Here is a 25,361-nt window from a genome sequence, read left to right as displayed (position 1 = left end):
CGCGGTTCGCATGTCGCAGATCCCCTGGGGGGCAAGCATAGCTCCTACAGCGGCTTCGTAGAAATGACGAGGTCCGGGGAATTTTCCAGCCTTTCCCTTTCCTACAAGCGTGGCTTGTAGCTTGTAGCTGTTCTAAACTCGCTTCCCATGCGCAACGACACCGACGATTTCCTGTCCCTCTTCCTGAACGGCACGCCCCTGCTGGACGTGCGTGCCCCTGTGGAATTTGCCAAAGGCGCCTTCCCCGGTGCCGCCAATATCGCCCTGATCAACGACGACGAACGCCACCAGATCGGCATCTGCTACAAGCAGCATGGCCAGCAGGCGGCCATTGATCTGGGTAACGAACTGGTCAGCGGAACCGAGCGCGAACAGCGCATGCAAGCCTGGCAGCAATGGTGGCAGGCCAATCCGAACGGTTATCTGTATTGCTTCCGGGGCGGGCTGCGCAGCCAGACCACCCAGGCCTGGCTGCGTGAAGCCGGGATCGATGCGCCGCTGGTTACCGGTGGCTACAAGGCCATGCGCCGTTTCCTGCTCGACGAGATGGAAGCCTGCATTGCCGCCCTGCCCTTCGAGATCCTCTGCGGTCGCACCGGTTGCGCCAAGACCCGGGTCATCGAAAGCCAGACCAATGCCGTGGATCTGGAAGGGCTGGCTCATCACCGTGGCTCTTCCTTCGGCCGACGCCCCGGCGGTCAGCCCACCCAGATCGATTTCGACAATGCCCTGGCCATCGCCATGCTCAAGCAGCGAGCACAGAGCCCGGCCAGGGTATTGCTGGAAGACGAGAGCAAACTGATCGGCCGCTGCCACCTACCCTTTTCCCTGCAGGACAAGATCAGCACCTGCCCGCGCATCATCATCAACGAGACGCTGGAATCCCGGGTGCAGGTGACCCTGGAAGATTACGTGGTAGGACCGCTGGAAGAATACCGCCAGCACTTTGGCGAAAAGCAGGCTCTTCACTATCTGGGGGAAGAGCTGCTCGCCGCCATGGACCGCATCCGCCGCCGCCTGGGCGGACTGCGCCACCAACAGCTCCGCCAGCAACTGTCCGAAGCTCTGGCCGTCCAGGCCATCAGCGGTGACACCGGACTACACGAAGACTGGATCCGCACCCTGCTCAGCGACTACTACGACCCCATGTACGACTACATGCTTTCCCGCCGGGAAGGGGACATCGTCTTTGAGGGTAGCCGCAACGAGGTCATGGCGTTTCTGGAAGAACGCCAGACGCCAGACGCCTGAAACTCCAAGCGACTGTTGGAGCCTTGCTCGCAAGGCGAATAATCCGCAGAACCTATTGGCGGGCATTCGCCTTGCAAGCAAGGCTCCAACGAAAGGCGGAGGGGAATTATCTCCCCGGTTTGCCTCCGAAGCCTCCGTTGGAGCTTTGCTCGCAAAGCGAAGAGCTACCCGCTGGCATGGCACCGGAATAACGCCCTTCGCCTTGCAAACAAGGCTCCAACAGGGATTTCTCTTCCAGGCTGCGTTGTACACTGGTATCCAGCACCCGGCGCTCTATAATCACCTTGTCGTGTCTGGCCGGACCCGCGACGGAATGTCCACTTTGTCCGGTAAGCCTCCCTATTGAACGGAGTCAACAATGCGTTTCAAGCTTCTTGCCGCCCTGTTTGCAGCACTGCTGCTCTCTGCCTGTAATGAACCCCACACCGGGACCTTCGTTTTCACCGCCATCCCTGATCAGGATGAATCGCAACTGGAAAAACGCTTCGGCGTGGTTGCCCTCTATCTGGAAGAAAAACTGGGCGTGCCGGTGAAATATGTGCCGGTGAAATCCTATGCCGCTGCCGTCACTGCCTTCCGCAATAACGAAGTGCAGATGGCCTGGTTCGGCGGTCTGTCCGGTGTTCAGGCTCGTCGCCTGGTGCCCGGCTCCCAGGCCATCGCACAGGGCCTGGAAGATCCTGACTTCAAGTCCTACTTCATCGCCAACACCAGTACCGGCCTGACTCAGTCCGATACCCTCCCCGAGTCCTTTATCGATCAGCCGTCCTTCACCTTCGGCTCCAAGGGCAGCACCTCCGGGCGCCTGATGCCGGAGTTCTACCTGCGCGAGACCTTCAACCAGGCCCCGGACCAACTGTTTGATAAAGTCGGCTTCTCCGGCGACCACAGCGCCACCATCGCCCTGGTACAAAGCGGCGCCTACGCTACCGGCGCGGTGAATTACAAGGTATGGGAGCGCGAGCTGGAAGAAGGCAAGATCGACACCAGCAAGGTACAGGTGATCTGGGAAACCCCCGGTTATCCGGACTACCACTGGACCGTACGCGGCGATCTGAATGACAAGTTCGGCGACGGTTTCAGCCAGCGCGTCACCGAGGCCCTGCTGGCCATCGATGACCCGGTATTGCTGAATGCGTTCCCGCGGGAAAAATTCATCCCCGCCAGCAATGACGACTTTGCGCCAATCGAGGAAACTGCCGAAGCCATCGGCCTGCTGGACGCACAGTAACAGGATCGGATTTTGACATTCCATCTTGAGAATGCACGACTTGGCCACCCGGGCCAGGTCGTGTTTGCGTCCCTGTCGCTGACCATTGCCGACGGGGAAAAAGTCGCCTTGCTGGGTCCCTCCGGCGCCGGCAAGTCCACCCTGCTGGCGGCACTGCGCCAGCAACAGGAAGCCAGCTGTGCCTGGTGCCCCCAGGCCGGCGACCTGGTCCCCATGCTCAGCGTCTTCCACAATCTCTACATGGGCGCCCTACCCCGTAACCCGACCCTGACCAACCTGCGCAACCTGATCTGGCCCAGCGCCCGGGAAAAGTCCAGCGTCGGCGAACTGGCCCGGGAGCTGGGGTTACAGGACAAGCTGTTCACCAGCGTGGACCAGTTATCCGGGGGTCAGGCGCAACGGGTTGCTCTGGGTCGTGCGCTCTACACACAACGACCGATACTGCTGGCCGACGAGCCGGTCTCCAGCCTGGATGAACACCAGGGGCTGGCGTTGCTGCGCCAGGCACTGGGCCGCCACCATACCGCCGTGGTCGCGCTGCACGATCGGGAGCTGGCGCTGCAATGCTGCGACCGCATCATCGGCCTGGGTGACGGCAAGATTCTGCTCGACGCCCCCGCCAGCACCCTGAGCCTGGGTGACCTGGACACGCTCTACCAATGAGCCCCGGCGAGCACGGCCAGGCTTCCGGCGCCCGGTATCCCGTCATCAACACCACCGCCTCCCGCTGGCGCCGTGCCAGCTTCTGGCTCGCCGTAGCCGGGTTGATTGCCCTGGCGTTTGCCGACCTGGAGATAGCCCGCTCCTCCCCGGGCAGCGAGCTGCTGCGCATGGGCCAGGGCTTTCTGGCACCAGACTTTTTCTCCACCGATAACCTCTGGCGAGCACTGGCCAATACCCTGGCCTTCGCCTGGCAGGGCACCGCCCTGGCCGCCCTGTTCGGCTTTCTCATGGCCATGGTCTGGCATCAACGTTGGGTGCGGAGCTTTGCCGCCAGCATCCGCGCTGTCCATGAGCTGTTCTGGGGGTTGCTGTTGTTACAGGTGGCCGGGCTGAGCACCGTCACCGGGGTATTGGCCATCGCCATTCCCTACGCGGGCATCTTCGCCAAGGTCTTCGGTGAATTTCTGGAGGAAGCCGACGCGGCCCCCGCCAGCGCCCTGCCAGCCAGCGGCCAGCGCCTGAGCGTGTTTTTCTATGCCCGCCTGCCACTGGTCTGGCAGGCCTTCAAGGCCTACGGCGGCTACCGGCTGGAATGCGCCATCCGCGCCTCAGCCATCCTGGGTTTCATCGGCCTGCCCACCCTGGGTTTCCATCTGGAAACCGCCTTTCGTGAAGGCAGCTACGACCAGGGCGCCGCCCTGCTTTACCTGTTCTTTGCCATCATCTTTACCCTGCGCTGGTGGCTGCGCCCGGCGCTGATTCCGGTATACCTGCTGGCCGCCATTGCCTGGGCGCCACCGCTGTTCACCGGTCGGCTCGATACCCTGGTGCGCTTTGTCACCGTGGATCTGGTACCAATGCCGTTACGCCAGGGCGGAGGATTGACGGAACTGTGGCAGTGGTTTGCCATGCTTTGGCAACAACAACTGTGGCCGGGGCTCTGGCAGACCCTGGTGCTGGGCCTCGGAGCCCTGCTGCTCACCGGCCTGCTATCGCTGCTGCTGTTTCCTCTGATCTCGCCCCTGTTCGGCAACCGGGTCAGCCGTACCGCCGGCCATGGCCTGTTGGTGGTCATGCGCACCACCCCGGAATTCTTTCTCGCCTTCTTCTTCCTGATTCTGCTCGGCCCATCCATGCTGCCGGGCATCCTGGCCCTGGCCCTGCACACCGGTGCCATCGTTGCTCACCTCACCGGCCGCTTCAGCGAAAGCCTGACGCTGCGCGCCGATGCCCCCACCGGCCTCAAACGCTACGCCTGGGAAGTACTGCCCCGCGTCACCCCCAATCTGCTGGCCTTCCTGCTCTACCGCTGGGAAGTGATCATGCGCGAAACGGCGGTGCTGGGGATTCTTGGCATTCATACCCTGGGTTTCTATATTGATTCCAGCGTGGCGGAATTCCGCTTCGATCGGACCCTGCTATTGATCCTGGCCACGGTGATGCTCAATCTGGCGGTGGATGCATTGTCTCGGGGATTGCGCAAGCGGTTACGGCTAAAACCGGGGTTGGGTCTATGAAGGCAATGAAACGAACGCGTTATTTTCAAGGCAGCTCATGAAACTCTATCAAGTCGATGCCTTTACCTCTTCCCTGTTTGCCGGCAACCCGGCAGCCGTGGTGCCGCTGGAAAGCTGGCCGGACGATGCCCTGCTGCAGAACATCGCCATGGAGAACAACCTGTCGGAGACGGCCTTTCTGGTGGCGGACGACACCGGCCATACGCTGCGTTGGTTTACCCCCAGTGTGGAAGTGGATCTGTGTGGCCATGCCACCCTGGCGGCTGCCTGGGTAGTGTTCAATGCGTTGGGATTTCCCGGTGAGCGGATTCGTTTCAATACCGCATCCGGTGCCCTGTATGTGGAGCGCAACGGCCAGACCCTGAGCCTGGATTTCCCCAGCCGACCGGCGCACCCGGTCAGCAGCCGGGCACCCTACGAGCAGGCGCTGGGCATTCCTCTTACGGAGGTTCTTCAGGCTCGCGATACCCTGGTGGTGCTGGACAGTGCGGAACAGGTACGCAACTTCCAGCCGGATTTTGCCGCCATCGGCAAACTGGATACCTTTGCGATCATGATCACCGCCCCCGGCGATGACTGCGATTTCGTCAGCCGCTTTTTCGCCCCGGCCAAGGGCGTGCCGGAAGACCCGGTGACCGGCTCCGCCCATTGCACCCTGGTGCCCTACTGGGCCGAACGGCTGGGCAAGACCACCCTGCATGCCCGCCAGCTTTCTGCACGGGGCGGCGAATTACACTGCACCCTGAAAGGAGACCGGGTTACCCTGAGTGGCCAGGCCCGCTGCTTTTTGAAAGGCGATATTCTGCTGTGATGACCCCCTTGGCCAACCACGACCTGGTATTGATTGGCGGCGGCCACAGCCATGCCCTGGCCCTGCGCATGCTGGCAATGAAACCGATCCCCGGCGTACGGATTACCCTGGTGTCGCCCGATGCGTTGAGCGCCTATTCCGGTATGCTGCCCGGCCTGATCGCCGGCCACTACACCCTCACCGATAGCCACGTGGATTTGTACCGGCTATGCCTGACCACCGGCACCCGCTTTATCCGCGCTGCGGTAACACAGATCTGCAGCGCCGAACGGCGCCTGACTCTGGATGATGGCAGTACCCTGGACTATGACTGGCTAAGCCTGGATGTGGGCGCCACACCGGACCTGCAACCCGTGGGTGGCGGTCACCCGGACATCGTGCCGGTAAAACCGGTAGCCAGTTTCCACCAGCGCTGGCAGCAATGGCGTGATCATGACAGCCCACTGGCCGTGGTAGGCGCTGGCGCCGGTGGTACGGAAATGGTCCTGGCCATCGCCGAACATCAGCGACAGGCCGGACACCATGGAGCCCTGTCACTCATCAGCGGCGGAGAACTACTGCCAGGCTACCCGGAATCCGTGCGGCGGCGCATGCAACGCTATCTGGATGACTACGGCATCCAGTTGCGTGAGCATACACGGGTGGAAAAACGCGGCGATGCGCTCTACGCCAACGAAGCTCCCCTGGACGCCACCCGGGTGCTCTGGTGCACCGGCGTACGTGGCACCCGGGTGATCGCTGACAGCGACCTGGACTGTGACGACAAGGGCTTTGTGCGGGTAAACGAGACCCTGCAAAGCCGCAGCGACAGCCGCGTGTTTGCCGCCGGCGATTGCGCCGCCTTCCCCGACAGCCTGCCCAAGGCCGGCGTTTATGCCGTGCGTCAGGCCAAGGTGCTGGCCCACAACCTGAACGCCGCCATCAGCGGGCAACCCTTGCAGGCCTACCAACCGCAGAAACGCTTTCTTTCTTTGCTCTCCGCTGGCGGCAAGCAGGCAGTGGCCAGCCGTGGCGGAACCCTGTCCGTTGCCGGACACTGGGTATGGCGCTGGAAGGATCGCATCGATCGCGCCTTCATGGACAAGTTCGATCGCCAGTTACCCACCATGACACCGCCTGCGGCGGACCCGGATACCCTGCATTGCGCCGGCTGCGGCGCCAAGGTGGGCAGTGGCGCGCTCCATGATGCCTTGCGGGATTTACAGCCTTATCTCAGCGACGGCATTGAAGCCGGCGTTGATGCCGCCGACGACGCGGCCATCATTCACTGGGCAGACAACAAGCGATTGGTGCAGAGCCTGGATTATTTCCCGGCCTTCATTGACGAGCCCTACCTGTTCGGCAGAGTCGCCGCCCTGCACAGCCTCAGCGATCTGTACGCCATGAACGCCACGCCCCACTCTGCCCTCGCCAACGTGACCCTGCCCTGGCACCACCCGAAATTGCAGGGTCGGGATCTGCACCGCTTGATGGCTGGTGCCGTGAAAGAACTGAACACCGCCGGCTGCACCCTGGTTGGCGGCCACACCATCGAAGGCCCGCAGATGGCCGCCGGCTTTACCGTCAACGGTCAGGCGGACCCGCAACAACTCTGGCACAAACGCGGCGCCCGGAACGGCGATCGTCTGCTGCTGACCAAACCCCTGGGCAGCGGCGTGCAGCTGGCCGCCATGATGCAGAAAAATAAACTGTACGGCCCCTGGCTGGATGCCACTCTGGACCACCTGCTGGTCAGCAATCGCATCGCCCAGCAGGTCATGCAGGGTTTTCCCGTGCACGCCTGCACCGATGTCACCGGCTTTGGTCTGCTCGGCCATCTCCATGAAATCTGTCAGCAAAGTGATGTGGCCATGGCCGTCGATAGCGACAGCGTTCCCCTGCTGCCCGGCACTCTGTCGCTGATTGAAAACGGAGTGATTAGCACCCTCAACGAGGCCAACCGGCAAGTGTTGATGCATTGCGATACGCAGCAGATTGCTGAGTCGCTACTGACTATCCTGTGTGACCCGCAAACCGCCGGCGGACTGCTGTTCAGCATTCCCGAAGCGGCACTGGCCCAGGCCCTTGTGCAATTGCGTGAAGCGGGAGTGAACGCGTCAGAAATTGGTAAAGTCCTTGTAAAAAATGGTGATTCTTCGAGAGATATTCTTCTGCATTAGGGTCAAGGTGTTAGTGTTGAATTCATTGAGCTGAATGGAGATATCCCATGACCAAGCGTATTACCGGTATTCTCAGTGCATCATTGCTGCTTTTCATGCAGTTGATGATTGTGCCGGCCGCCCAGGCCGCCATGATCGGTAACGACACGGTAATTCAACAACAGGACCGTGCGGCCATGAAGGCGCAGGTAATGGAGCTCATGGACCACAAGGTCGCCGCCAAGGCACTGGGTGATTACGGTGTCAGCCAAGATCAGGTGAGCCAGCGTCTCGACCGTCTTACTGATCAGGAACTGCAGCAGCTGGCCCAGAAAGCGGAAGAGTTGCCCGCGGGTCAAGGCGTGGTTGGCGTAATCCTCGCCATCATCCTGATTCTGGTGTTGCTGGATCTGCTGGGCGCCACCGACGTCTTTCCGGTTATCGATCCTATAAACTGATCCATGTCTGTCCCCTATGGCGAGGAGCCAATCGCTCCTCGCCTTTCACTCGTAAGCCTTACCCGCCCTTTCAACCTGGTATGCCTTGTCAGCCTGCTGGCTCTGCTTTCCTTGAGTGGATGTCAAAGTTTCCCGCCTCCTCAAAGTGCGCAGGTGGAAACCGAGCAGCAGCTAGTGGTGCCCTTTGTCCCCCAGGAAAAATACCAATGCGGGCCCGCCGCCCTGGCCATGATGCTGCAATGGGCCGGCAAGCCGGTGAGTGCAAACAGTCTGGTTGATGAGGTGTGGTTACCAGAGCGGGAAGGCAGCCTGGGCATCGAATTGCGTGCCGCCGCCCGCAGCCGTGGCCTGATGGCTTACCCGGTGGAAAACAGCGAGGCGCTGTTCCGCGAACTGCAGGCTGGCCGGCCGGTACTGGTGTTGCAGAACCTGGCCCTGCGTCGCTGGCCTCAGTGGCATTTTGCCGTAGTCACCGGCTATCAGGACGAAGGTAATACCATGGTGCTGCACAGCGGCACCGACGCCGGCAAGACCAGCCACTGGAACCGCTTTATCCGCACCTGGGCCCGTGCCGATCAATGGGGCTTTACCCTGGTCGAACCGGGACAACTGCCGGCCAGTGCGGAACCGGAAAGCCTGTTCCGGGCGATTTCTGCCCTGCCCAATGCCGAGGCCTTCTGGCCGGCGGCGGTAGAGGCGTTCCCGAACAGCGGCAAGCTATGGTTCGGCCACGGCAACAGCCTGTGGAGCCAGGATCAACAGCAACCGGCGCTCGACGCCTTCCAACGGGCAACCCGCCAGGCGCCAGACTTTGCCGCCGCCTGGAATAACCTGGCCTACGCCCAGCAGGCACTGGGCGATGAGGAAGGAGCCCGCGACAGTATCTGCCGTGCCCATGCCCTTGCCCCCCAGGACAAAGCCATCCGCGATAGCGTCATGGAGCTGACCGGTCAATCCTGTCCCGACGAGGCCTCGTCGACCGGTTCCGTCTGTTGCGCCGATAACTGATCGCGCTGCTCACGTAACCTGGCCAGCTTGGCTTCCCCTTCCGCCAGTTGCGCCAGCCGATGCAAAGAACGCATACATGGCATGCGTCTGATGCTGCTCTTAATGCTGATAAACATGAACGTAGCTATTCTCAAGCAACAGATGCCGACGCAGGCAGAACAACTGCTGCGCCCCTTGCAACGCCTTGGTAAGCTTGCCGAGACTTGGGCGTAAATAATCGTCTCTGCAGGGTGCAGTGAACGCGGCAAATTTCCCTGCAAAACACATTGATAGCCCCCTTACCCATTGGAGCTTGTTGGTTATGGATCGACGTCTGCCCCTTTTCCTGCTGATTTTTCTCCCCGCCATGGCGCAGGCCCAAATCGGCGGCTTTTCCCTGCCCGGCGTCGGCGACCTGGAAAAACAGATATCCGGCAGCGAAGACACCAGCAGCGATGGCAGCGCCAACCCTGACAAGAAAATTCTGCAACAGACCCTGGAACTACGCCGCGAAATCGACAGCAACCAGCAAACCATCAAGGATCTGGAAACTTTCGCGCGACAGGCATCCACCCAGCGGGCACGCCTCAACGCCGAGCTGGCCAAGGCCCGGCAACAGCAGGACAAGGACTGGGCCGCGCAATATAAGGACTTGGCGCTGCAAGCCCTTATCGAGAGGCTGACCAGCCGCCTGGATGCGCTGGAGAAGAACCAGAGCCGCCTGGCCGAGGTCAACGGTGAACTGACCCGCGCCCAGACCCTGCCCGAACAGGCCCAGAATGTGATCAGCAAGGCCATGGAGCGCATGGATACCATCCGCTCCCGGCTCAATGAGGGCACCGACGAAAACGGTGAGCCGCTCAGCGAAAAGCAGGAACAGGGGCTCAATACCGAACTACGCGCCCTGGAAACCCGTATCGAGCGCTACAACCAGGAACTGACCGTCGTCGACAAGAAACAGGATGTGGCCCGCCTGGAACAACAGTTACTGCGTACCGAGCAAGCCACCCTGGAAGCCCAGCTTGATGCCGTGCAGCCCCTGATCCAGCAACGCCGTATCAATCAGCTGGAAGAGATGGCCAAATCGCCAGAATCATCGCTGCCGGACAGCGTGCTGGAAAACAAGCGGATCCAGAATGCCAAGGCGGAAAACCAGGCCCTGCGTGAGCAACTCGCCAGCACCAGCCAGGCCGTCAACAGTCTGCTGCGCCGCGCCATCGACACCAAAACGCAATTGGACAAGGCCCGCGCCCTGTCCAGCACCGTCAACGATCAGATCCGCCTGCTGGATGGCAGCCTGCTACTGTCACGGGTGCTGTATCAGCAACAGAAACGCCTGCCGCAGACCCAGTCGGACATGAACCTGCAGAAACGCATTTCCGACGCTCGCCTGGAGCAATTCGAGCTGGAGCAAAAGATCCAGTCGCTGGATAACTCGCCCCTGCCAGAACAGGAAAAAATCAAAGGGGAGCTCTCCCCGGATCTGGAGCAAGCGTTTACCATCTTGCATCGGGAGCGGCGCGAGCTGTACGACCAGCTCAATCAGGAGCTGGGTCGGCAACTGGCTATCCTCACCCGTACCCAGCTCAACAAGGAGCAACTGGACAAGGTATCACGCAGCCTGCACAGCATTATCTCCGAGCAGACCTTCTGGATGCCCAGCACCCAGCCGGTGAGCCTGGAATGGCTCGGCAAGCTGCCCGGGCATATCACCCAGCAACTGCGCGACATGCCCTGGAAAGCCCTCTGGCAGGGCGCCCGCGAACTGGTTACCGGAAAATGGGGCTGGCTGGTGCTGGCCGCGATTCCCGCCATTATTCTGATGCTGCTGCGCCCACGACTGAAAAAACGCATCGACACCATGAACAAGGATGTGGGTTTCCTGCGCCGCGACAGCCAACTGCACACCCCGTTGAGTCTTATCTATACCGTGCTGATCTCGTCTCCCGCGCCCATCGCCCTGGCCGTGATTGCCGCCGGACTGTGGCGTCAGCCCAGCACCATTAACAGCGTACTGGGGGCCGCCCTGGCCCAGCTCGCCCTGCTCTGGCTGGTGTTCGAAATGCTTTACCGACTGCTGAAAAACGGTGGTATTGCCCAGCGCCATTTCCGCTGGGACAACCAGCAAAATCAGCATATGCGTCGCCGCCTGGCGCTCACCGGCCTGGCCTTTATTCCGATGACCTTCATCATCGCTTTCGGTGACCAGTGGCCCGCGCAACTCAGTAACGACCGGCTCGGCCTGGTAATCATGGTAGTCAGCCTGATCGTGGTGATGATCAGCCTGCCCTCGGTGGCCAGGAGCTATCCCGGCCGGCATTACAGCCGCACCATGAAAGGCCTATCCACCGGCTTGTGCGCCGCCGCCCCTCTTATCCTCACCGTGCTGATCGGCATCGGTTACTACTACACCTCGGTGCGACTGAGCGGCCACATGATCTACAGCCTCTACTTGGTGGTGCTATGGATTCTGCTCGACGCCGTGGCGGTTCGCGGCCTGGCCGTGGCCGCCCAGCGGTTGGCCTACCGGCGCGCAGTGGCCCAGCGGGAAGCCGAGCAAAAAAGCTCTGACACCTCCTCTGCTGCATCAGAAGCGGTGGAAGTGGAAGAACCGCAGCTGGACCTGAAACAGGTCAACCAACAATCCCTGCGCCTGATCCGCCTGGCACTGATCGCCGGTATCGGCCTGCTGGTGTATTGGGTCTGGGCAGATGTGTTCCACGCCTTCTCCTACACCGAAAACATCGTGCTCTGGGAAACCGCCGATGCTGCCGGCCAGGCCAGTGGCACCTCCCCCATCAGCCTGGGCGATGTGATGACCGCCCTGATCATTGGCGCTGTCACCTTCCTGCTGGCCAGCAACCTGCCAGGCCTGCTGGAAGTGCTGGTGTTGTCACGCATGGACCTGCGCCAGGGCACCAGCTACGCCACCACCACCCTGCTCTCCTATGTGATCGTGGCCAGCGGTGTGATCATCACGTTCGGTGCTCTGGGCTTGAGCTGGGACAAAATGCAGTGGCTGGTGGCCGCACTGGGGGTGGGCCTGGGCTTTGGCCTGCAGGAAATCTTCGCCAACTTCATCTCCGGCATCATCCTGCTGTTCGAGCGCCCCATCCGCATCGGCGACGTGATTACCATCAACAACCTGGATGGCACCGTCAGCCGCATCCGCATCCGCGCCACCACCCTGATCGACTTCGACCGCAAGGAGATCCTGGTGCCCAACAAGGTGTTTGTCACCGAGCGACTGATCAACTGGTCCCTGTCCGACACCGTCACCCGCATCATCATCAAGGTGGGCTTCGCCTACGGCTCCGACCTGCAAAAATGCCGCGACATCCTCATGCAGGCCGCCCGGGAAAACAAACGGGTGCTGCGTGACCCGGAACCGGTGGTGTTCTTCCTCACCTTCGGTGCCAGCACCCTGGACCACGAACTGCGTGTCCACGTGAACGATATCGGCGACCGCCTGGCCGCCACAGACGAACTCAACCGCCACATCGATGCCCTGTGCAAGGAACACGACATCGAAATCGCCTTCAGCCAGCTGGATATCCATATCCGAAATGGGGATGGCGACAAGCTGTGTATTGAGGGGGAAAAGAAGGAAAAATCTATACAGCAAGACGACAAGGGTCAGGCACCAAAAGCCAACGACGGGGAGCACAACGAAAGCAACGACCCCCGCTAAACCCGCAGGGCGGAAATACCGACCGGGTATCTCCGCCCTACGCCCCGCTCTCCAGAGGCCACACGACCGGAATAACTACTTCCAGCCCTGCTGCCAGTTCGATTCATCTCTTAGTGCTTTCCAATCAATAGAATCTGAACGGTTTGATATAACCGCCTCTATCAGGCAGTGAATGACTTCACCCTCTTCATCGAACTCGACCTCTGTCACCAGAAAATGTTTTTCTTTCTTTACTGGCTTGACCGCAGTCCACTTGCTGTTAAGCAACTTTTGGGGATTGATTTTATTCATTGCTACTCTTCGGTTACAACCTAACGCCTCAATAACCGGCGCAGCTTGCCTGCGTCCGGCGCCGAAGGCGCGAAGTTGATTGACTTGTTATGCATTTATCTCAAGCCCTCGGACCATACGGCTTTAATAACACCCCAAAACACCTTTTCGAACGGGGTGCGGCCATGTGGAAATTCGAGCACCCCTTTAAATCTTATTTCACAACCGCAGTCATCATAGATAAAAGGAATATCCTTTTTCTTCAAAGAAAACTGAATGAAGGCAGATCCATCCTCAGTGCTGAGAGGGGAGTCGACACCTATCTCCATTTCTTCAAATGTGATCACCCCTAATTCTTTGGATGTGATCTCCCAGCTTATATCTTCTAAGTATTCCACAGGGAATTGCCATAACCCTTTAAAATAAACAATAGGGTTAAAGTGTAAATTCATACTGCTCCTTCTGTTTTCATACGAAGTTAAAGTGGCAGTACTCAAATAGATTTCCATCGAACATCTCAAATTGGCGATGCATAACGCCGGCCATCATGCGCTTGTCGCATGCATGGCATTGTTATGCTTCTTCAGTTTCGACATTTTTTGGCATTGAAGCCTCAAGAATGGCTTGCCGAAGCCCTTTTGCGAGAAAAAAGACACCTGCAATGCCAGAGACATACGCAAAATAGCCAATATATAGACCAGACGCAGTCTCATTTCCAAGCCCCAACACACCTTTAAGAAAACCAGCAACCACTGGAATTATCACCAAAAACAGAAGCGCATTCTTCAGAAGCTTCTTACCCTTCTCCCCTGCTGTATTCGCAATCCCATTAAGAGTAATAACCAGGTAAGCGCTTGCTGCGAACATAGCGCCCGTCATAAGACCATTAAGTAATTGCATTCTTCTCCCTTATTTAATGCATAACAGCGTATTAGTTAGAACGTTCCGTATAACCCAGTTCTGCATAACTCCGAGTCACCCGCCCCACACGATCTAGCAAAATACTCCCATATCAATCGGTTAGAGTGAAATGGCAAATTTCCTACACAGAGTTCAAAGGAACACTCCTTTGAATTCTGTTCCTGCCAACCTCGCACCCCGTGTAGGAATTGTCATTGAAATCAGTGCATTGGAATTGGCCTCTGCAGGATAGTCGGAACGTTCCGTTGAAAACGGGCAACTATTGCCAGCTTATGGGCAAGGATCTACGACCCGGCAGCGACTGATGTACAATCACCTCACACTCTCCTGAGCCCTATATAATGCGTACTTTCGTCCTCCGCGCCCGCGCCGCGCCCACCGATAGCCAGGCTCTGCTGGCCAATGTGGGTGGCGATGCCCATACGGAAATTCTCGCCCATACGCTGATGAACAGCCTGTTTGTGGCCCAGTCTCACCGGGATGACGTGGTGGTGCATCTGGTGCTGGAAAGCACCCAGGATTACTCCCGCACTATCAGTTTCACCGGGGCGGAGATGCAGAATATTGGCGGCTTCCATGAGAAAGCGTTGCTGGCCAAGGTGGCCAACGCCCTGGATGTGTCTCAGGGACTGGGCAAGGAGCAGGAACGGGCCGTGGAGCCGGGCATCCGGGTGCGGACACTGAGTTTTGAGCGGCTGGTGAAGGATCTGGCGGAGGACCATCAGCTGTATGTGATGGACAAGAAGGGCGACAGCATCCGTGAGCTGGATTTCGGGGAGAACCCCTGCTTTCTACTCACCGACCATATCCCCATGCCGAAGAAGACCTTCAACAGTTTGAAGCGACTGGGAGCGGAGAAGATCAGCCTGGGGCCGCGGATGCTGTTTGCGTCGCAGTGTGTGGTGTTGATTCAGAATGAGCTGGATTTGGCAGGGATGTAGAAGGCTCTCACGAGGCGTAAAGCCTCCGGAGCCGTATTCATCGTGATGGATTGGGCGCGCGGGCGGGCGCCGTTTCTTCGCCAAGGCTCAGATCGCCATGCAAGCATAGCTCCTACAGCGGCTTCGTCAGGTCGGCTGGATGTCGGGTTTAGCTATTAACTGCTCTTAATCAGCTTTCCAGCCACACCTCACGTGCCCACTGCCAGATAGAACTCCAATCCTCGTCCTCGTTGACGCCCTCCCCCGGTACCCAGAAGACGATCTGGCCGTCCTGGCCGATGGCGTAAACGCCTTCTTCGGCCTGGCAGACAGGAATCAGCGAACGGGGCATGCCCTGGCTCCAGGCCTGGGCGGCCAGCTCGGGGAGGAAGTTGTGGGCGTAGTCGTCGGTGACGGTGGCCGGTTCCAGGCTGCCGCAAATAATGTCGCCGGTGGTGAGCAGGAATTCCTTGTACTCCCCCGGCAAAGAAATAAGCAGCTGTTCTTCGATTTCTACCAGCCGGTCTTCGTCCGGCAGTTCCAGGGCTACCAGTGCGCCCTGGTGGCGTTCGCGCAGCAGGTCGATCAGGTCATCCATTTACAGCGTCCCGGTTGGCATTGTCAGCAGAATGGTTGTTGGAGCTATGCTTGCATGGCGAATTTCGCCTGGACAATTCGCCATGCAAGCATAGCTCCAACGATACAATTTTTACCCTTGGCGGTGATCCCGACGGAACGGGAACAGGAACTGGTCGACCACGCCTTCCGGCACCTTGGTGCTGGCCCGAGTGCCGTACTCGGCAGCCAGCCGGTTGGGCATGATCAGGGTGCCGAACAGTTTATCGTAGATGGGCAGAAACGCGGCGTAATTTTTGTCCACGGCCTGGTCTTCCGAGGAGTGATGCCAGTGGTGGAATTCCGGGGTGGCGATGAGCCAGCGGATGCCCGGAAAGCGGAAGCGCACATTGGCGTGGATAAAGATGGCGTGGAAGGACACGAACACCAGGTAGGCGTACACCGCCGACGGCGAAAAGCCCAGAATGAAGATGGGCAGGTAGCCGATAAAGCGGTTGGCGATGATTTCCACCACATGCAGGCGTGAGGAGGCCAGCCAGTCCATCTGGGTAGTGGAATGATGCACGGCATGGAATTTCCACAGCCATGGCACTTCGTGGAAGGCCCGATGAATCCAGTAGCTGCCCAGATCGATAACGATAAGAATCTCGATGAACTGCAGCCACAGGGGCTGGCTGGCGATGGCCTGTTGGAAGCCGATGTCCACCTTGTCGTGGAGCACCACCTGAATGGGGATGATGGTGAAGAAGCTGATCAGCTGCAGGCCCACATGGCTGAACAGGAAGTATTTGATATCCGTGACCCAGCCCCCGCGCAGGGTTTTCTGGTCCGGGTCTTTGGGGAAGGCCCGTTCCAGGGGGATAAACACCAGCGCCAGTACCAACAGGGTAAGGATGAAATAGTCGAGCCCGGCATAGAGGCTGCGACCTTCCACCGGCGGCACATCCAGCCGCCCGGAGCCGATCAGCGCGGCCATGCAGGCCAGCACCATGCCGATAATGCCGTAGCGCTTTTCCTGATGACGCAGCACACTGAAAAAGCCACAGACAAAGCCGATACCGATGCCGATGAACAGGGCAATGCGTAGCACCTCGGCGTTGTAGAAGGCACGGAATTCCGGGGTGGTCAGCAGCTCCGGGTAGAGGAAACAGAAGCTGCCCATCAGCGCCAGAACCCCCAATCCAATGGACACGGTGGCGGTGATCTTGCCCTGGCCCGGGGTCAGATCCACCTCTTCGTAACGTTCCCGCAAAAAGTCTGTCATCTGTTGTTCTCCTTCTGGGCCAAGGCTGCCCGATGATCCGTTCAGACACCACTACACGCCCGTAACAAGCTGCTACACTGCGCGTTCAGTTGAGTTACGAGTTGAAAGTTCAAAGTTGAAACGCGGGCAAGCCTGGCCGCCATCCGGAAAACGGGGCGGCCGCGATTAAAGGCAGCCAAGCGCTGGCACGGCATTTGCCATCAAAGCAGCCTCCCCTCCCGCGCTTTTGAACTTTCAACTCATTCCAGAGCCGGTGAATATTGTCACACCGGCAACCCATTATTCAAAACTTTGGTTATTCACACAGTATGCCTCTCATTACCCTCCGCGACATTCAGCTCAGTTATGGGCAGCAGCCGCTGCTGGATCACGTCACCCTGTCCATCGACCCGGGGGAGCGGCTTTGTTTGATTGGTCGTAATGGCGCCGGCAAATCCACCCTGATGAAGGTGATTGCCGAAGAGATCCATGCAGATGACGGCCAGATCGAGAAGACCCAGGGGCTGACCGTGGCCCGCCTGGAGCAGGAAGTGCCGGACGACCAGGATCACAGCGTCCACTTCATGGTAGCTGAAGGGCTGGGCGAGCACGGTGCCCTGCTCAGCGAGCACGCCGAGCTGGTCCACCACCTTGGCGATGCTGACGACAAAATGCTGGCCCGGTTTGAACAATTGAGCAGTGAGATCGAGGCCTGTGGTGCCTGGCAGCTGTCCCAGCGGGTGGATACGGTGCTGTCCAAACTGAAACTGGATGGCGATCAGGCCTTTGCCGGCCTCTCCGGGGGGATGAAACGCCGGGTGCTGCTGGCCCGAGCGCTGGTACAGGAGCCGGATATCCTGCTGCTGGACGAGCCTACCAACCACCTGGACATGGATTCCATCCAGTGGCTGGAAGAATTTCTCAAGAGCTACGGCGCCACCCTGGTGTTCATTTCCCACGACCGGGCCTTTATCCGTTCGCTGGCCACTCGCATCATCGAGCTGGACCGGGGCAAGCTGACCAGCTGGCCGGGCAGCTACGAGAAGTATCTGAGCGGCAAGCAGGCGGCTCTGGAAGCGGAAGAGCGTGCCAATGCCGAGTTCGACAAGAAACTCAGCCAGGAAGAAAAGTGGATTCGCCAGGGCATCAAGGCACGCCGTACCCGTAACGAAGGCCGGGTACGTGCGCTCAAGGCCATGCGTGATGAATTCGCCCAGCGCCGCAACCGCACCGGCACCGCCAGCCTGACCATCCAGAGCGGCGACAACTCCGGCAAGGTGGTGGTGGAAGCCGAGCACCTGAATTACACCGTGGACGGCAAGACCATTGTGGAGGATTTCTCGGTCAATCTGCTGCGCGGCGACCGGGTCGGTATCCTTGGCCCCAATGGCTGCGGTAAATCCACCGTGATTCGCCTGCTGCTGGGTCGGCTGGCACCGGATAGCGGCAACGTGAAGCTGGGCACCCAGCTACAGGTGGCCTATTTCGATCAACTGCGCGATACCCTCAACGAGGAAAAGAGCGTGATCGACAACGTGGCCGAAGGCTCCGATGTGGTCACCATCAACGGCCAGAACAAGCATGTGATCGGCTATTTGCAGGATTTCCTGTTCGACCCGAGCCGGGTGCGCCAGCCGGTGAAGTCCCTGTCTGGCGGCGAGCGTAACCGGCTACTGCTGGCCAAGCTGTTCACCAACCCCTTCAACTTGCTGGTCCTGGATGAGCCCACCAACGACCTGGACGCGGAAACCCTGGAGCTGCTGGAAGAGCAGCTGATGAACTACCAGGGCACCCTGCTTTTGGTCAGCCACGACCGGGAGTTCATCGACAATGTGGTGACCTCGACCCTGGTGTTCGAAAACGGCGAGCTCAACAGCTATGTGGGCGGTTATCAGGACTGGTTGCGGCAGCGTCCGGAACCTGTGAAGGGAAAAACCGTCAAATCCGCCAAGCCAGTGCTCGAACCTGCCCCGACGGCACCCAAAGCCAAAAAACTGTCCTACAAGGATCAGCGGGAGCTGGAGCAATTACCGGAACGGATCGAGCAACTGGAAGCGGCACTGGAAGCGGTGCAGGCTCGTATGTCGGACCCGGCTTTCTTCAAGGGTGATCCGGCCGAGATCAGCGCCGCCCAACAGCAACAAACCGAGCTACAGGCGGAACTGGAAACCACCTTCGCTCGCTGGGACGAGCTGGATCAGCTTGGCTGAATCAAGGAGTTTTTGTGTATAAAACATGGTCCTCATTCGCTATCACGGCAATGTTTGTCCTGTTCGGCCTGGCGGCAACGCCAGGCTGGGCCAATGAAGTGGAAGACGAGGAACGGGCCGTGGAACGCCAGCAGGAAAGCGATGGCCAGGCCACTGCCGGTGACGGCAATACGGACACGGACAAAGCCGACAGCGCCGTAGCGGATGACCCGGCCGAACCGGCTCCACTGCCCTTGCCCCTGCTGGGACGGCAAGTGGAACCGGGCAGCTTTGCCACCCTGCACTGGACCCCGGATCAATCGTTCGCCTCCATCGCCACCCCGGTGCCCGTGCTGGTCGCCCATGGCGACAAGCCCGGGCCACGGCTGTGTCTCACTGCGGCCATTCATGGCGATGAACTGAACGGCATCGAGATGGTGCGCCGGCTCATGTACGAGCTGGAACCGGACCAGCTGGCCGGCACCGTGATCGGCGTGCCCATCGTCAATCTGGATGGCTTTCGCAATGGCTCACGCTACCTGAGTGACCGCCGGGATCTGAACCGCTACTTCCCCGGCAACAAGAAAGGCAGTGCCGCCAGTCGCGTGGCTCACTCCCTGTTCAGTAATATCGTGCGCCACTGTGATTACCTGGTGGATTTGCACACCGGCTCCCAGAAACGGGTCAACCAGCCGCAACTTCGCGCCGACCTGGACAACCCGGATGTGGTCGCCTTTGCCAAGCACTTCGGCGGCATGACCGTACTGCACAGCCCCGGTGTCACCGGCATGCTGCGCGACGCGGCGGTGAAAAAAGACATTGTCGCGGTGACCATGGAAGCCGGCGGCCCCAACCGGCTGGAAACCGAGGCCGTCAGCTACGGCGTACAGGCCATCGATACCCTGCTGGAAAATCTGGGTATGCGTAAGGCCAGCCGTTTCTGGAGTGCGCCGCAACCGGTGTTCTATGAGTCGGAATGGATTCGTGCCACCCAGGGCGGCATTCTGCTTGCCGAGGTGGAGCTGAACCAGAAAGTGAAGAAAGGCCAGGTGCTCGGCACTGTCACCGACCCGATCAGCAATACCGGCAGTGCCGTCATTGCCCCTTATAACGGCCGGGTTCTGGGAATGGCAGTGAACCAGGTGGTCCACGCCGGCTTTGCCGCCTTCCGTATCGGCGAAGAAAAAACCACTGAGGAAGTGGAAGCGAAAGCAGAAAAAGCCACCCGGGAGAAAGAACAGAAAACCCAGCCATCAGAAGACAGCCCCGCCCACGACTCATCGGCACCGGAGCCTGAAGCAGACCGCGCCGATGACCTGAGCCAGGCGGAAGAAGAGGAAAGCCACTCGGAAGAGTGAGACGATCAAGCAGAGAGACAGCAAAAAAGGCTTCTTCCAGGAAGCCTTTTTTGTGGATGCCTTAAAACCTGCACCCAACTCCCATTCGTTGGAGCCTTGTTCACAAGGCGAACGGTATCCGCTACCTCTTCGCTTTGCGAGCAAAGCTCCAACGGGGCGGGGACTTGTTTACTGCACGACCAGGCTGTCGCGCATCTTGGCCAGGGTCTTTTCACCGATCCCCTTGATGGCCAGCAGTTGATCCACGCTGGTAAAGGGCCCCTGGCTGTCCCGCCACTGCACGATGGCTTCCGCCGTTTTCGGGCCCACACCCTTGAGTTCCTGCAGCTGGGTAACGTCCGCCGTGTTCAGATCGATACGGTTTTCAACCTGGGTTTTGGCTGCGTCCTTGACCGCTTCCATTTCCACCGCCAGAGCCGGCAGGCTCAACGCCAACAGCAGGGACATCACAACCGCTTTCAATGCTTTCATATTGATCTCCATTTTTTATACGTTGGAGACCACACCATAGAAAGCCGAGTGAGGAGGCGTTATCAGCCGGGGGTGACAGATTGCGTAAGTGGCTCAGGCAAGACTTTGTAGTATCTCGTCCACTACCGTTGTAGGTTCAGCGGCCTGGGTAATCGGACGGCCGATCACCATATAGTCCACGCCCGCATCGCGCGCCTGCACAGGCGTCAGCACGCGACGCTGGTCACCGGCATCGACACCTGCAGGGCGGATACCCGGGGTAACCAGCTCGAATTGCTGACCGCAGGCCGCCTTGAGCATGCTCGCTTCCTGGGCGGAACACACCACCCCGTCCATGCCGGAGCGCTTGGCCAGCTCGGCCAGGCGTTGCACCTGCACCCGGGGCTCGTCCGTCACCCCGACCTGCTCCAGATCGGCCGCTTCCATGCTGGTCAACACGGTCACTGCAATCAGGTGGGGCCGACGGGCATGGTTGGCGATGGCATTGGCCGCGGCTTCCATCATGCGCTGGCCACCGCTGGCGTGCACATTGACCATCCACACACCCATATCCGCCGCTGCCGACACTGCGCCGGCCACGGTGTTGGGAATGTCGTGGAATTTCAGGTCCAGGAACAGCTCGAAGCCTTTCTTATGCAGACCTTCGACAATGGCCGGGCCACTGCGAGTGAAAATTTCCTTGCCCACTTTGACGCGCACCCTGGTCGGGTCCAGCTGATCGGCCATGGCCAGCGCCTGGGCGGCATCAGGATAGTCCAGGGCGACGATAACAGGGCTGGCAATAGGCATGGGAGCGTCCTCGGGGATTGGTGGCGCTATGTTATGAGTTGCGGGAGGACGGTTCAACCAGCAACCCTCACCGTAGGAGCTTCGCGCAGCGGAGCAACGCCCGAAGGGTGCACGAAGTGCATAAACCCAAAACCTGAAAAGACGGATTTACCACAGAGGGCACAGAGATCACTGAGGAAAAGAAGCTTCTTCTCTGTGTGCTCTGTGCCCTCTGTGGTGAAATCGCTTTTAAAGAAGACCGGTATCGCGCCGCCAGCGACGCTCCTAGTGGGGAGGACAGTCAGACTTCCTTGACCACCGGCTTGATCGAGCCCCAGCGCTTGCAGCTCGGGCAGCGCCATTGCATCAAGGGAGTTTCGAAGCCGCAGCGGCGGCATTTGTAGAGGCTCTTGTCGTTGAGCAGTTGCTCGGACAATTGCTTGAGCACGCCCAGGTGCTCGCGGGTTTCCCCTTCCGCGCTGCCGGCCAGACTCATGTCGATGATGCGGTTGAGACCACGTACCGAGGGGTTGGCTTTCATGTATTCGGCAATAAAGTCCGACGCTTCCTTGTCGCCGTAGCGCTCCTTGAGCGTTTCGGCGAGCAGCAGGATGCGGCTGGTGCTGGGTTTCTCGGCACTGTAGTCAGCCAGCATCTGGATAAATTCCTCGTCCTTCTCCTGCTGCTGATAGCTGGTACGCAGCTTGTCGAGCGCTTCATCGAAGAAATCGCTGTCCTGCACCCAGATGCGCTGCAGGGCCTGGATAGCGGCATCCCAGTTCTGCTCGCCCATCTCCAGCTCGCCTTCCGCAAAGCTGGCGCGGACACACTGCTCATCGAATGACAGCGCCCGCCTCAGCATGCGGCGGGCCGGATTGATGTCGCCGTCGCGGCGCAGGTTTTCTGCCTGCTCGCAGCAGTACTGAGCCAGCACCGAGCCCAGCGCCGGGCGGTTCTTGATCAACCGCTCGCCCATGCTGATGGCATTGACCCAGTCGCGCTCCTGCTCGTACAGGCCCATCAGTTGCTGACAGACTTCATCCTTGGCCTGACAATCCTGATCCAGCATTTCCAGCAGTACCTGCTCGGCCAGATCGAAGATGCCGCTGGCCAGGTAATCCTGGGCCAGTTCCAGCTGGATTTCTTCCTGCACCGGGCGGCCATAGTCGCCGTGCTCCAGCAGGTGGGTATGCAGCTGGGCAGCACGGTCGAATTCACCCCGCTTGCGGAACAGCTTGCCCAGGGCAAGATGGGTATCGAGACCCTCTTCGCTCACGTCCAGACTCTTGAGCAAGGCTTCGATGCCCTTGTCCGGCTCTTCATTGAGGAAGAAGTTGATGCCGGCCACATAGTCCTTGGACAGGGAGGCCATGCGCCGACGCTGCCGGCGCTTGCTCTCACGCCGACCAAGGAAAAACCCGGCAGCGATGGCAACAAAAAAGAACGGCAGCAGCCAGAACGATTCACTCATGAAAACAGGCTCTTCAGGCCGCGCAGCCCGATACCGGCCAGCAAGCCCAGAAACAGGCCAATAGCCAGTACGCTGATCACCAGCACGCCCAGGGAAACCTCCCAGTGCCATTGATAAAACAGCATATCCAGCGTCACCAGATCACGATTGCTGGTGACAAACAGAAAAGCGAAAAGAAATACGGCCAGTACGGCCAGAATTACCAGAATCCGGTACAGGTTTCGCATCGTAAGGTTCCCTCTTTACTGGCCAGGTCTGTGCCGGGCGGTAACAACAAACGGGGTTTAGTTAGCAGCAGCCTGATTGCCGCTTGCGCCATTATCAACACCTTCACCACTTTCTTCATGCAGTGAATCGTTAACGCGCTCGCGCAGCTCTTTGCCGGGTTTGAAGTGGGGAACATATTTGCCGTGCAGCTCGACGCTGGCACCGGTCTTGGGATTGCGTCCCACACGGGGCGCACGAAAATGGAGGGAAAAACTGCCGAAGCCGCGTATTTCGATACGACCTCCGCCGGCCAGGGAATCGGCCATCTGTTCGATAAGCGTTTTGACTGCCAGCTCCACATCCTTGGGCGACAATTGGTTTTGCCGATCGGCAATCCGCTCAATCAATTCCGACTTGGTTAACGCCATTACAGCTTTCTCCCTGGGCTCCCAGCCCAGTGGGACCGGCACGATGCCGGTCCCCGGGAGGAGCCGTATTATGACTCGTTGCTGCTTTCCATCTGTTTCTTGATCAGATCACCGATGGTCTTCGGCGCATTGGCATCCTGCTGTTCAGACAGTCCGTCAATGGCTTCACGCTCGTCGGCCTGGTCCTTGGACTTGATGGACAAGCTCAGAACACGGTTCTTGCGATCAACGTTGGTGATTTTCGCTTCCACTTCGTCACCGACGTTGAGCACTTCGGTCGCATCGTTAACGCGGTCGCGGCTGATTTCGCTGGCACGCAGGGTACCTTCTACGTTCTCAGCCAGCTCTACGATGGCCGCTTTCGCGTCTACCGACTTCACTACGCCCTTAACGATTGCGCCCTTGTCATTAGCAGCAACATACTGAGCAAACGGATCGTCTGTCAACTGCTTGATACCCAAGGAAATTCTTTCGCGCTCTGCGTCGATGGACAGAACCACGGTTTCCAGCTCATCGCCCTTGTTGAAGTTACGCACGGCATCTTCGCCCTGCTCTTCCCAGGAAATGTCGGACAGGTGCACCAGACCGTCGATGCCGCCTTCCAGACCGATGAAGATACCGAAGTCAGTGATGGACTTGATCTTGCCGGAAATGCGCTCGCCTTTCTGGTATTTCTCTTCGAAGGCATCCCACGGGTTGGACTGACACTGCTTGATACCCAGGGAAATACGACGACGGTCCTGATCGATGTCCAGGATCATCACTTCCACTTCGTCGCCGATCTCTACAACCTTGGACGGGTGGATGTTCTTGTTGGTCCAATCCATTTCGGATACGTGAACCAGACCCTCTACACCTTCTTCGATTTCGGCAAAGCAGCCGTAATCGGTCAGGTTGGTCACCTTCGCCTTGACGCGGGTGCCTTCCGGGTACTTGCCCACGATGTCGTGCCACGGATCTTCGCCCAGCTGCTTCAGACCCAGGGAAACACGCATCTTCTCGCGGTCGAACTTGAGTACCTTGACGTCGATTTCCTGACCCACTTCGACGATCTCGCTCGGATGCTTGATACGCTTCCAGGCCATGTCGGTGATGTGCAGCAGGCCGTCGATGCCACCCAGGTCTACGAACGCACCGTAGTCGGTCAGGTTCTTCACGATACCTTTGACTTCCATGCCTTCCTGGAGGGTTTCCAGCAGTGCTTCACGCTCCTGGGAGTGCTCGGCTTCCATCACTGCGCGACGGGAAACCACAACGTTGTTGCGCTTGGGATCCAGTTTGATGACCTTGAAGTCCAGCTCTTTGCCTTCCAGGTGAGCGACATCGCGAACCGGACGGATATCAACCAGGGAACCGGGCAGGAACGCGCGGATCGGGCCGATATCGACAGTGAAGCCACCCTTCACCTTGCCGGAAATCATACCTTTTACGATCTCGTCTTCGTCGAAAGCTTTTTCCAGCTCGCCCCAGACTTCGGCGCGCTTGGCTTTTTCACGGGACAGGCGGGTGAAGCCCATGCCATCGTCGATGGCATCTACGGCTACATCTACTTCGTCGCCTTCGGCGATTTCCAGTTCGCCTGCCTCGCTAAGGAATTCTTCACGGGCAATAATGCCTTCGGATTTCAGGCCTGCGTTAACGGTTACCCAGTCGCTATCGATGGATACAACAGTACCCTTGATGATAGAACCACGGGCAACGTCCAGGTCCTTAAGGCTTTCTTCAAAGAGATCAGCAAAAGATTCGGTCATGAAATTCACTCAGTGTTTTCGCACATGCCAACCAGCAGACA

24 protein-coding genes are annotated in these 25,361 nt (G+C 59.1%); 13 read left to right on the top strand and 11 right to left on the bottom strand.

The window, feature by feature from the left end; genetic code table 11:
- Nucleotides 1-147 precede the first annotated feature (147 nt).
- The 10 genes from mnmH to mscK all read left to right on the top strand — a co-directional run bounded on the left by mnmH (nucleotide 148) and on the right by mscK (nucleotide 12,747).
- Nucleotides 148-1,251: a tRNA 2-selenouridine(34) synthase MnmH gene (mnmH, locus tag T9A_RS07660; protein ID WP_035246604.1), complete on the top strand. Its 1,104-nt coding sequence runs from the start codon at nucleotides 148-150 to the stop codon at nucleotides 1,249-1,251.
- A gap of 358 nt (nucleotides 1,252-1,609) precedes the next feature.
- Nucleotides 1,610-2,482 carry a putative selenate ABC transporter substrate-binding protein gene (locus T9A_RS07655; protein ID WP_035246602.1) on the top strand — a complete coding sequence of 291 codons (873 nt, stop codon included), beginning with the start codon at nucleotides 1,610-1,612 and terminating at the stop codon, nucleotides 2,480-2,482.
- Between the two features lie 12 nt (nucleotides 2,483-2,494).
- Nucleotides 2,495-3,145 carry an ATP-binding cassette domain-containing protein gene (locus T9A_RS07650; RefSeq protein WP_035246599.1) on the top strand — a complete coding sequence of 217 codons (651 nt, stop codon included), beginning with the start codon at nucleotides 2,495-2,497 and terminating at the stop codon, nucleotides 3,143-3,145.
- Entirely contained in the window at nucleotides 3,142-4,662 is a 1,521-nt protein-coding gene (locus T9A_RS07645) for a PhnE/PtxC family ABC transporter permease (RefSeq protein ID WP_156964861.1), read from the top strand. Before T9A_RS07650 ends, T9A_RS07645 begins: the two co-directional genes overlap by 4 nt.
- A 37-nt stretch (nucleotides 4,663-4,699) precedes the next feature.
- On the top strand, nucleotides 4,700-5,473 hold the full coding sequence (locus tag T9A_RS07640; protein ID WP_035246595.1) for a PhzF family protein: 774 nt from the start codon (nucleotides 4,700-4,702) through the stop codon (nucleotides 5,471-5,473).
- Nucleotides 5,473-7,632, top strand: coding sequence for a slr1591 family oxidoreductase (gene selD, locus T9A_RS07635; RefSeq protein ID WP_035246592.1), 2,160 nt, complete (start codon nucleotides 5,473-5,475; stop codon nucleotides 7,630-7,632). Before T9A_RS07640 ends, selD begins: the two co-directional genes overlap by 1 nt.
- 47 nt (nucleotides 7,633-7,679) lie before the next feature.
- Entirely contained in the window at nucleotides 7,680-8,069 is a 390-nt protein-coding gene (locus T9A_RS07630; RefSeq protein WP_035246588.1) for a PA2779 family protein, read from the top strand.
- 153 nt (nucleotides 8,070-8,222) lie between these two features.
- On the top strand, nucleotides 8,223-9,077 hold the full coding sequence (locus T9A_RS07625; protein WP_232222035.1) for a PA2778 family cysteine peptidase: 855 nt from the start codon (nucleotides 8,223-8,225) through the stop codon (nucleotides 9,075-9,077).
- Between the two features lie 81 nt (nucleotides 9,078-9,158).
- Nucleotides 9,159-9,290 (top strand): hypothetical protein, encoded by a 132-nt coding sequence (locus tag T9A_RS17355; protein ID WP_269530021.1) that lies wholly within the window; start codon nucleotides 9,159-9,161, stop codon nucleotides 9,288-9,290.
- Nucleotides 9,291-9,378: 88 nt separating this feature from the next.
- Nucleotides 9,379-12,747, top strand: coding sequence for a mechanosensitive channel MscK (mscK, locus tag T9A_RS07620; RefSeq protein WP_035246584.1), 3,369 nt, complete (start codon nucleotides 9,379-9,381; stop codon nucleotides 12,745-12,747).
- Nucleotides 12,748-12,822: 75 nt separating this feature from the next.
- On the opposite strand, the gene T9A_RS07615 is transcribed toward mscK, so the two are convergent.
- The 3 genes from T9A_RS07615 to T9A_RS07605 all read right to left on the bottom strand — a co-directional run bounded on the left by T9A_RS07615 (nucleotide 12,823) and on the right by T9A_RS07605 (nucleotide 13,917).
- Entirely contained in the window at nucleotides 12,823-13,038 is a 216-nt protein-coding gene (locus T9A_RS07615) for a TIGR02450 family Trp-rich protein (RefSeq protein WP_035246582.1), read from the bottom strand.
- 95 nt (nucleotides 13,039-13,133) lie between these two features.
- Complete coding sequence (locus T9A_RS07610; RefSeq protein WP_035246580.1) at nucleotides 13,134-13,469, bottom strand: hypothetical protein; 336 nt, start codon at nucleotides 13,467-13,469, stop codon at nucleotides 13,134-13,136.
- A 121-nt stretch (nucleotides 13,470-13,590) separates the two neighbouring features.
- Nucleotides 13,591-13,917, bottom strand: a complete 327-nt coding sequence (locus T9A_RS07605) for a hypothetical protein (RefSeq protein WP_035246579.1) — start codon at nucleotides 13,915-13,917, stop codon at nucleotides 13,591-13,593.
- A 362-nt stretch (nucleotides 13,918-14,279) separates the two neighbouring features.
- Here T9A_RS07605 and trmY point away from each other — a divergent pair, with 362 nt between their 5' ends.
- On the top strand, nucleotides 14,280-14,879 hold the full coding sequence (trmY, locus tag T9A_RS07600; RefSeq protein ID WP_035246577.1) for a tRNA (pseudouridine(54)-N(1))-methyltransferase TrmY: 600 nt from the start codon (nucleotides 14,280-14,282) through the stop codon (nucleotides 14,877-14,879).
- A gap of 169 nt (nucleotides 14,880-15,048) precedes the next feature.
- Here trmY and T9A_RS07595 read toward each other — a convergent pair whose 3' ends face one another.
- Both T9A_RS07595 and T9A_RS07590 read right to left on the bottom strand, forming a co-directional pair.
- Nucleotides 15,049-15,456 (bottom strand): SMI1/KNR4 family protein, encoded by a 408-nt coding sequence (locus T9A_RS07595; RefSeq protein ID WP_035246574.1) that lies wholly within the window; start codon nucleotides 15,454-15,456, stop codon nucleotides 15,049-15,051.
- 111 nt (nucleotides 15,457-15,567) lie between these two features.
- The gene (locus T9A_RS07590; RefSeq protein ID WP_035246571.1) at nucleotides 15,568-16,698 is read right to left on the bottom strand and encodes a sterol desaturase family protein; all 1,131 of its coding nucleotides are present in this window, start codon (nucleotides 16,696-16,698) and stop codon (nucleotides 15,568-15,570) included.
- A gap of 308 nt (nucleotides 16,699-17,006) precedes the next feature.
- Here T9A_RS07590 and T9A_RS07585 point away from each other — a divergent pair, with 308 nt between their 5' ends.
- Entirely contained in the window at nucleotides 17,007-18,887 is a 1,881-nt protein-coding gene (locus tag T9A_RS07585; RefSeq protein WP_035246568.1) for an ATP-binding cassette domain-containing protein, read from the top strand.
- A gap of 14 nt (nucleotides 18,888-18,901) precedes the next feature.
- Entirely contained in the window at nucleotides 18,902-20,224 is a 1,323-nt protein-coding gene (locus tag T9A_RS07580) for a succinylglutamate desuccinylase/aspartoacylase family protein (RefSeq protein ID WP_408605294.1), read from the top strand.
- A gap of 168 nt (nucleotides 20,225-20,392) precedes the next feature.
- On the opposite strand, the gene T9A_RS07575 is transcribed toward T9A_RS07580, so the two are convergent.
- From T9A_RS07575 to rpsA, 6 genes are all read right to left on the bottom strand, one after another.
- On the bottom strand, nucleotides 20,393-20,695 hold the full coding sequence (locus T9A_RS07575) for a ComEA family DNA-binding protein (protein WP_052042612.1): 303 nt from the start codon (nucleotides 20,693-20,695) through the stop codon (nucleotides 20,393-20,395).
- Between the two features lie 93 nt (nucleotides 20,696-20,788).
- Nucleotides 20,789-21,484, bottom strand: a complete 696-nt coding sequence (gene pyrF / locus T9A_RS07570) for an orotidine-5'-phosphate decarboxylase (protein WP_035246566.1) — start codon at nucleotides 21,482-21,484, stop codon at nucleotides 20,789-20,791.
- Between the two features lie 280 nt (nucleotides 21,485-21,764).
- Nucleotides 21,765-22,934, bottom strand: a complete 1,170-nt coding sequence (gene lapB / locus T9A_RS07565; RefSeq protein ID WP_035246563.1) for a lipopolysaccharide assembly protein LapB — start codon at nucleotides 22,932-22,934, stop codon at nucleotides 21,765-21,767.
- Nucleotides 22,931-23,161 carry a lipopolysaccharide assembly protein LapA domain-containing protein gene (locus T9A_RS07560; RefSeq protein ID WP_035246561.1) on the bottom strand — a complete coding sequence of 77 codons (231 nt, stop codon included), beginning with the start codon at nucleotides 23,159-23,161 and terminating at the stop codon, nucleotides 22,931-22,933. The genes lapB and T9A_RS07560 overlap by 4 nt, the downstream gene beginning before the upstream one ends.
- A gap of 57 nt (nucleotides 23,162-23,218) precedes the next feature.
- Nucleotides 23,219-23,569, bottom strand: a complete 351-nt coding sequence (ihfB, locus tag T9A_RS07555) for an integration host factor subunit beta (RefSeq protein ID WP_035246558.1) — start codon at nucleotides 23,567-23,569, stop codon at nucleotides 23,219-23,221.
- A gap of 68 nt (nucleotides 23,570-23,637) precedes the next feature.
- Complete coding sequence (rpsA, locus tag T9A_RS07550) at nucleotides 23,638-25,320, bottom strand: 30S ribosomal protein S1 (protein ID WP_035246555.1); 1,683 nt, start codon at nucleotides 25,318-25,320, stop codon at nucleotides 23,638-23,640.
- Nucleotides 25,321-25,361 lie beyond the last annotated feature (41 nt).

Origin of the sequence: Alcanivorax jadensis T9, assembly GCF_000756655.1 — a bacterium.
GTDB classification, from domain to species: domain Bacteria; phylum Pseudomonadota; class Gammaproteobacteria; order Pseudomonadales; family Alcanivoracaceae; genus Alcanivorax; species Alcanivorax jadensis.
Note: the sequence above shows the minus strand (reverse complement) of the source record. Positions and strands in the feature narration are given on the sequence as shown.

What these genes read in the sequence shown, in the direction of transcription:
- mnmH (WP_035246604.1), top strand. Translation starts at nt 148, where the DNA reads ATGCGCAACGACACCGACGATTTCCTGTCCCTCTTCCTGAACGGCACG.
- T9A_RS07655 (WP_035246602.1), top strand. Translation starts at nt 1,610, where the DNA reads ATGCGTTTCAAGCTTCTTGCCGCCCTGTTTGCAGCACTGCTGCTCTCT.
- T9A_RS07645 (WP_156964861.1), top strand. Translation starts at nt 3,142, where the DNA reads ATGAGCCCCGGCGAGCACGGCCAGGCTTCCGGCGCCCGGTATCCCGTC.
- T9A_RS07640 (WP_035246595.1), top strand. Translation starts at nt 4,700, where the DNA reads ATGAAACTCTATCAAGTCGATGCCTTTACCTCTTCCCTGTTTGCCGGC.
- selD (WP_035246592.1), top strand. Translation starts at nt 5,473, where the DNA reads ATGACCCCCTTGGCCAACCACGACCTGGTATTGATTGGCGGCGGCCAC.
- T9A_RS07630 (WP_035246588.1), top strand. Translation starts at nt 7,680, where the DNA reads ATGACCAAGCGTATTACCGGTATTCTCAGTGCATCATTGCTGCTTTTC.
- T9A_RS17355 (WP_269530021.1), top strand. Translation starts at nt 9,159, where the DNA reads ATGCGTCTGATGCTGCTCTTAATGCTGATAAACATGAACGTAGCTATT.
- mscK (WP_035246584.1), top strand. Translation starts at nt 9,379, where the DNA reads ATGGATCGACGTCTGCCCCTTTTCCTGCTGATTTTTCTCCCCGCCATG.
- T9A_RS07615 (WP_035246582.1), bottom strand. Translation starts at nt 13,038, where the DNA reads ATGAATAAAATCAATCCCCAAAAGTTGCTTAACAGCAAGTGGACTGCG.
- T9A_RS07610 (WP_035246580.1), bottom strand. Translation starts at nt 13,469, where the DNA reads ATGAATTTACACTTTAACCCTATTGTTTATTTTAAAGGGTTATGGCAA.
- T9A_RS07605 (WP_035246579.1), bottom strand. Translation starts at nt 13,917, where the DNA reads ATGCAATTACTTAATGGTCTTATGACGGGCGCTATGTTCGCAGCAAGC.
- trmY (WP_035246577.1), top strand. Translation starts at nt 14,280, where the DNA reads ATGCGTACTTTCGTCCTCCGCGCCCGCGCCGCGCCCACCGATAGCCAG.
- T9A_RS07595 (WP_035246574.1), bottom strand. Translation starts at nt 15,456, where the DNA reads ATGGATGACCTGATCGACCTGCTGCGCGAACGCCACCAGGGCGCACTG.
- T9A_RS07590 (WP_035246571.1), bottom strand. Translation starts at nt 16,698, where the DNA reads ATGACAGACTTTTTGCGGGAACGTTACGAAGAGGTGGATCTGACCCCG.
- T9A_RS07585 (WP_035246568.1), top strand. Translation starts at nt 17,007, where the DNA reads ATGCCTCTCATTACCCTCCGCGACATTCAGCTCAGTTATGGGCAGCAG.
- T9A_RS07575 (WP_052042612.1), bottom strand. Translation starts at nt 20,695, where the DNA reads ATGAAAGCATTGAAAGCGGTTGTGATGTCCCTGCTGTTGGCGTTGAGC.
- pyrF (WP_035246566.1), bottom strand. Translation starts at nt 21,484, where the DNA reads ATGCCTATTGCCAGCCCTGTTATCGTCGCCCTGGACTATCCTGATGCC.
- lapB (WP_035246563.1), bottom strand. Translation starts at nt 22,934, where the DNA reads ATGAGTGAATCGTTCTGGCTGCTGCCGTTCTTTTTTGTTGCCATCGCT.
- T9A_RS07560 (WP_035246561.1), bottom strand. Translation starts at nt 23,161, where the DNA reads ATGCGAAACCTGTACCGGATTCTGGTAATTCTGGCCGTACTGGCCGTA.
- ihfB (WP_035246558.1), bottom strand. Translation starts at nt 23,569, where the DNA reads ATGGCGTTAACCAAGTCGGAATTGATTGAGCGGATTGCCGATCGGCAA.
- rpsA (WP_035246555.1), bottom strand. Translation starts at nt 25,320, where the DNA reads ATGACCGAATCTTTTGCTGATCTCTTTGAAGAAAGCCTTAAGGACCTG.